Source organism: Brevibacillus jepli (assembly GCF_047229145.1).
Lineage (GTDB): Bacteria > Bacillota > Bacilli > Brevibacillales > Brevibacillaceae > Brevibacillus.
On record NZ_JBFEFW010000069.1, the window covers coordinates 1 to 4219 of the forward strand.

Annotated in this window: 3 protein-coding genes and 1 rRNA gene; all 4 read left to right on the top strand. The window is 44.7% G+C overall.

The window, feature by feature from the left end:
- A 23S ribosomal RNA gene (locus AB1L17_RS31155) occupies nucleotides 1-154 on the top strand; the annotation flags it as partial.
- Nucleotides 155-511: 357 nt separating this feature from the next.
- On the top strand, nucleotides 512-862 hold the full coding sequence (locus AB1L17_RS31160) for a hypothetical protein (RefSeq protein WP_412848808.1): 351 nt from the start codon (nucleotides 512-514) through the stop codon (nucleotides 860-862).
- Nucleotides 863-883: 21 nt separating this feature from the next.
- Nucleotides 884-2074, top strand: coding sequence for a CHC2 zinc finger domain-containing protein (locus tag AB1L17_RS31165; RefSeq protein ID WP_412848807.1), 1191 nt, complete (start codon nucleotides 884-886; stop codon nucleotides 2072-2074).
- Between the two features lie 697 nt (nucleotides 2075-2771).
- Nucleotides 2772-4178: a group II intron reverse transcriptase/maturase gene (gene ltrA / locus AB1L17_RS31170; protein ID WP_412848806.1), complete on the top strand. Its 1407-nt coding sequence runs from the start codon at nucleotides 2772-2774 to the stop codon at nucleotides 4176-4178.
- The last annotated feature ends 41 nt before the right edge of the window (nucleotides 4179-4219 follow it).

The window sequence follows — 4219 nt, forward strand, 5'->3', positions numbered from 1 at the left end:
TGAAAGCATCTAAGCGTGAAGCCCCCTCCAAGATGAGACTTCCCACAGCGTAAGCTGGTAAGACCCCTCATAGACGACGAGGTTGATAGGTTCGGTGTGGAAGCGTGGTAACACGTGGAGCTGACGAATACTAATCGGTCGAGGACTTATCCACACACTCTTGGCAAACATCATGCAGATCCAGTTTTGAAGGTGTGAACGCAAGGGCCAGAATTAATCTGGTCCTTTTTTATTTTCTTCAGCATTGTTTCGGAGTACGGAGTATCAGTTTTAGTACGGCTGTATGAAAAAAGGTCGTTGGATAAGTGTTCCAATCGCTCTGCATACTTGGTATAATAGAGGAGTGTAATTCACTTCACTATTATTTTTTTGATGAACCTCTTCAAGGTTCTGTACCCCAGGAATATCTGGTTATGTTGATTCAGCCCGTAGGCTGGTAGGTTGTTTGTATTCTAACCCTACCTTCCCTGCGGGCTTTTTGCGTTGTCAAAAAACCAAAGGAGGACTAGCTATGAATGCAAGAGATTGGAATCGGAAGCGAAACGAGTGGCTAAGCAATGTCTTGACTTCGCTCGCTCCCGGGTCAGAAAAACCGATTGTACTCTCGGATCACTTTTACGAGCAAGGTCGTTATTATTCCAAGCGGGATATTGTCAGCTGCCTCATTACCGGTAAATGCATCGGCTGGTCTGATGAATCTAATCAGATCGTGAGACATGATACTGGTAAAGGCGTCATCCTTGGCAGAGACTCATCCGATCAACAAATTGTGATTATTATTGGTCAAACGAGCAATGCGTATACCGTGGTTACTGCTTTTCCACCATTAGATGAGCAGAAGTACGGATGCTCGGTTGCTTAACCTACAATTGGAGGGTTTACCATGCAAGCGACTAAGAAAAGAATCAGTGATGAAACCGTAAATTATGCAAAGTACCTTCCTATCCTAGATCTCATCGAAAGGATACTAATGGTACCAAGGAAGACTGGAAGTAACATTCAGATCATTTGCCCATTTCATACCGAGTCGACCCCTTCCTTTAATATCAATACCCGCGGAAACTTCTTCAAGTGCCACGGTTGTGGTGTCGGAGGGAAGGGTTCCATTGATTTTATGATTCAGTATCAATGGGGGCCACATTTTAAAGGTGACTCTACCAAATATGTACCCGCAATTGAATTGATTTGTGGAATTATGAATGAACCTATCGTTTACGATAATGGGGCCGAAGTTATTCATGCACAGCCTTCATCTCGTACACCAAGGACTCCCCAGCGACCGATCGTTACAAAAGAGCCGGAGAAAGATATAAGTTTGATTAAGAAAGCAAACCAGCTCCTGCTTAAGCATACGAATTTATCACCAGAGCATTTGGAGCATCTCCGCTCGGTGCGTCAGCTGCCTACAGAGACGATCCTTGCAAAAGGGTACCGTAGTTTCCCCGAGAAGCCTTCTCGTGTCGCTGCTGCAATAGCAAAGGAGTTGCCTACGTTAGAAGGGATTCCTGGCTTTTATGAGGCTACATCCAAACAAAAAGACCAAACATATTGGACTATGAAGGGATCCGGAGGGTTTCTGATCCCGGTGCGTAACGAAAAGATGGAAATCACCGGCTTTCAACACCGCGTAGACAAACCCAGATGGAAAGTCACGTGCGTTGATGAGAAGAATCAAGAACACAAATTGCTAACGGCCCATCTGGATTATCAAACGATGGTTCTCACCCTCAATTGGGATGGTAAACCTTTCAATAAGGTTACCATTACAGAGCCGACGAACATTCCTGTTTCGTCCAACGGAAAGCAGATTGGCACGGTGAAAGTTAAACCGCTTAACAAGTATTTGTGGCTTGCTTCGCCAGACCTCCCAAAGGGAGCAGGTGTTAAAGCAAGTTATCATATCGCCGTACCCACATCATTTCTGAAAAAGAAGATATCGCCCGTAGGTGTCAAACGCGTCGGCATTACAGAAGGCCCGCTCAAAGGTGATATCGCAGCCGAAATCCTCAATATCCCTTTTTCTTGCACACCAGGTTTAAGCAATGTGCGCACCGTTCTCGTACAACCTGTCTAGTAATAGACAACAAAAACGAGGGGACACATGTAAATGTCCTAACTTTATACCTAAATTGGCAGGGGAAGTACCTGCTTAGGATTGAAGGTTGACAATCTTACCCTAAGACTCCGACATGCTTCTGTAACTTTTACCGTACAGGGGTATGAAGCTCGGTGAAGATCGGCGAAAAGCGATGCTGTGATGCTAGCGAAGTAGTCGGGGGGCTATAAAGACACTATGCTTACTTACCAGGAATCCTCGTTTGTACGGCTCGTAAAAACCAGTGAGATGAATACGAAGTCTCACGCCCACATTAAGTGGGTCCGATCGAGGTAAATGTATTGTTGCTTGCATTTACTTCACTGAACCCCCGAAAGGTACAGTGTCCTGCGTCCTTCAACCACGGGCAAAAGGATGGTCGGCGGGTCAAAGAGGAGAGCTAAGGTGTCATGTAAAGCTAAGGTATAAGGAACAGTGGAACTTCAGAAGTGGGTGTCAATGCGGGTAAAGGGCAGATACCACTAGACAGTAGGAAATGACTGTCGAATCTGGAGGGCAGCAGCCCGTAGTAGTGTTGAAGCAGAGTAACGTCTGCGGAGCGAAGGGGCATAGTCCTATGATAAACAAGTCGATAAGTTGCTAGCTTGTCGAGGAAGCCGTTGAGCATACCTGACTAAAGCCATATGGCAATCCCTCATTAAAGGAGGTGATGCCGATGGATCAAGAATTCGACTACCCGAACCTAACTGACAAATCGCTAAGAGAACTGTTAGATGAAATGTATAGGAAATCAAAGGAAGCTAAAGAGAGAAAGCAATCCCCCTCTTTCAAAGGTCTCCTCGAGATTATTCAGTCAGAAGTGGTCATAACGAAGGCTATCCATACCCTGAAAGCTAACCGTGGGAGTAACACACCAGGAAGCGACGGCGAAATGATGCAGGAGAACATCTTACAGCATGATTACCCTCATATCATCGAACTAGTTAGAGAATCACTAAAACGCTACTGCCCGAAACCAGTCAAAAGACAATACATTGATAAACCGGGAAAAACGGAAAAGCGACCTTTAGGGATACCAACTATAGTCGATAGGGTAATTCAGGAATGTGTAAGATTGGTTATTGAGCCGATTTTAGAGGCACAGTTCTTCGCACACTCATATGGGTTCAGGAAGTACAGAGACGCTTCTATGGCTATCGCGAGAATTACAAATCTTGTACACGACACGGGATACCATTGGGTCGTCGAAGGTGATATTAGCAAATTCTTTGATAACGTTGATCACTCTGTGTTGATAAAGAAACTATGGCACATGGGAATCAAAGACCGAAGGGTGCTGATGATCATAAAGGCCATGCTAAAAGCAGGGGTAATGCATGAGTGTCAATCCAATGACGTTGGCACACCCCAAGGTGGAATTATCAGCCCACTCCTCGCTAATGCATATTTGGACACCTTCGATCAATGGATTATCAGGGAATGGGAAGAGAAGGAGACCAGACATCACTACTCTCAACAGAATTCAAGACTGAGAGCTCTGAGAGATGATGGTATCCTCAAACCAGCCTTTCTCGTTAGATATGCCGATGACTGGGTACTAATCACTAACAGTAAGAAAAACGCTGTCAAATGGAAGGATAGGATCGATAAATTTCTAGGCGATAAACTCAAGCTCACGTTATCAAGGGATAAAACTCTAATTACCAACGTGTGCTCGAAACCTATCAAATTCGTCGGCGTCGACTTTAAAGCGATTAAGAGGAAAAGTGCTAGAAAAGGCACTATTACTCGTACCAGACCTAACCTCGAAAGACTCCAACCCAAGGTAAAGGAAATACACCAGCTAATCAGAAAAATACGATACGGGTATAGTAGTGAAATTGAACACACTATACATGAAGTCAACAAGATTAATTCTAAGATTAGGGGTATTATCCAATACTACGATATGTGTACTTGGGTCCACGTGGAACTAGCTAAGTTTGCAAATCGTCTAAACTATGCTGCCTATAAATCGCTAAGGGAACGAGGCGGGAGATGGGTACCAGCAAATAAGACTGCAAACCTTCTATCTGTCCATTCCAGGTCCCCCTGTGTCAGAATAGTTGTCGTACCCCTCTAAAGAACGTATAGTGAGGAAAACGAGGACGAGGTGGGAGACAA